The organism is Streptococcus sp. HMSC070B10, from assembly GCF_001808665.1.
Lineage (GTDB): Bacteria > Bacillota > Bacilli > Lactobacillales > Streptococcaceae > Streptococcus.
This window is the reverse complement of the sequence record NZ_KV794179.1, coordinates 1-2001: the sequence shown is the minus strand read 5'-3', so window position 1 is coordinate 2001 and position 2001 is coordinate 1. Positions and strand designations below refer to the sequence as shown.

Here is a 2001-nt window from a genome sequence, read left to right as displayed (position 1 = left end):
GTTTTGGTGCCGGCTTCGGCGCGGGTTTTGGTGCTGGCTTCGGCGCGGGTTTTGTATTCTCTTTTACAATCTTACCATTTTTAGATGCGTCCTTTTCTTGAGCAGATACTTTCTGAGATGAGAAAGGCAACATCCCCATTGTATCTGAAAGAGAAACAAGTGCAAAAGTAGTTGCTGCTAAACTTGTAACCAAAATTTTTTTTGATCTTCTCATAAAAATCTCCTTTTCTTATGATTTACACTTATAGTATACCATATCCTTAATCTTTTTTACATTAAAATAATAACTATACAAGCACTTATCTGAAGCTGAGTGAGTAGAAATTGAAGCTTATTTAAACGTAGGACTCAAACCTACTGAGTTTGCTCATAGACTGGGGAGAAACCAACGGGACACAGCATAGATGCCTTTGTTCATACCTATAAACTCCAATCCCTTTTTGAAATTGGAAAATCCATTCTGTTCTGGGTGAAAAGACAATAGGAGAACCTTCTATTTTGCACTTGGCTATAGTCGGTAAAAAAGCTGTTTGAGCTCACTCAAACAGCTTGAAAGATACTCTCTTAATCAGAGGAACAACTTTGTTGTACTTGACTTGTCAATTGGTGTTAAAATAGTTATTCTAAATAATTAGTCACCCAAATGTTGAATGGCATAGTTTGCTTCTTCTTTGGTAAAATTGTCAATACTAGGAGAAGTTAGCCAGTCATAAATTTTCGTTTTCGAGAGATTGCTATATTTTCGGTGTTGTCTTGCTTTAGCTAATGCATTCGCCTTATAGTCGGCTTGCAAATGATTGATAGCATATTGTGCAGCGTCACTATTAAAACCTTTATAAATTAACATCTCATAAATTCCTTTTTTTGACAAATGAATCCTATTATAACCTTGTGCTTCCTTTAAAGCTGCTGAGTATGGATTCCCGTCTGCTGGTTTTGGTTGCCAGACACCGTCGTATCCTACATAGTAACGGCCACCATCTACCCATTTGCCCCAAACCATTTCACCATCTGATTTAACATAGTAACGACCGCCATCTACCCATTCATTCTTGGCCATCTTACCGTCTGATTTAAGATAGTAATTTCCTATCCATTTGTTGCGAGCATAGGTGCCTTCTGATGTTAGATAATAATATGAACCATAGTTTTTATCATAAATCCAGTCACTTTTAACTATTTTTCCGTCAGAATCAACATAATAATTACCACCATCTACCCACTCATTTTTGGCCATCTTACCGTTTGAGTTTAGATAGTAATTACCTACCCATTTGTTACGTGCGTAGCTTCCTTCTCCTGTTAGATAATAATATGAACCGTAGTTTTTGTCATAAATCCATTCGTTCTTGGCCATCTTGCCATCAGATTTGAGGTAGTAATTTCCTACCCAAGTGTTACGAGCTGAACTTCCTTCTGATGTTAGATAAAAATATGAATTCGATTTCGTATCATAAATCCATTCATTTTTAGCTCTCTTACCGTCTGATTTGAGATAATAATTCCCTACCCAAGTATTACGAGCGTAGCTACCTTCTGCTGTTAAATAATAATGTGCAAAATATTTCTTATCATAAATCCATTCTTTCTTAGCCATCTTTCCATCTGATTTGAGGTAGTAATTTCCTACCCAAGTGTTACGAGCTGAACTTCCTTCTGATGTTAGATAAAAATATGAATTCGATTTCTTATCATAAATCCATTCATTCTTAGCTCTCTTACCATCAGATTTGAGATAGTAATTACCGACCCAGGCATTTTGGACATAATTTCCCGATGCATTTAAATAGAAGTAGGAGTTAACCTTTTTATCAAAAATCCACTTATTAGTAACTTTAGCACCATTTTCATAGTACGAAGACCCTACCCAGCCAGACTGAGCTTTAGATTTTGATTTATCCTGTTTAGGAGTTGTTTCTTTATGTTTTTCAGTCGGTTTTGGTGCCGGCTTCGGCGTAGGTTTTGGTGCGGGTTTTGGTGCCGGCTTCGGCGCGGGTTTTG

The 2001-nt window shown here is 36.9% G+C and carries 1 protein-coding gene and 2 pseudogenes; 1 reads left to right on the top strand and 2 read right to left on the bottom strand.

Annotated features, from left to right (window positions below):
• Positions 1-214 (bottom strand): annotated as a pseudogene (locus tag HMPREF2613_RS05605) (N-acetylmuramoyl-L-alanine amidase family protein); the annotation flags it as partial.
• Positions 215-290: 76 nt separating this feature from the next.
• Between HMPREF2613_RS05605 and HMPREF2613_RS11875 the strand changes: the two are divergent.
• A pseudogene (locus tag HMPREF2613_RS11875) lies at positions 291-389 on the top strand (IS30 family transposase); the annotation flags it as partial.
• A gap of 242 nt (positions 390-631) precedes the next feature.
• Here HMPREF2613_RS11875 and HMPREF2613_RS05600 read toward each other — a convergent pair.
• The coding region (locus HMPREF2613_RS05600; protein ID WP_083279231.1) for an Ltp family lipoprotein at positions 632-2001 on the bottom strand (1370 nt) is incomplete at its 5' end.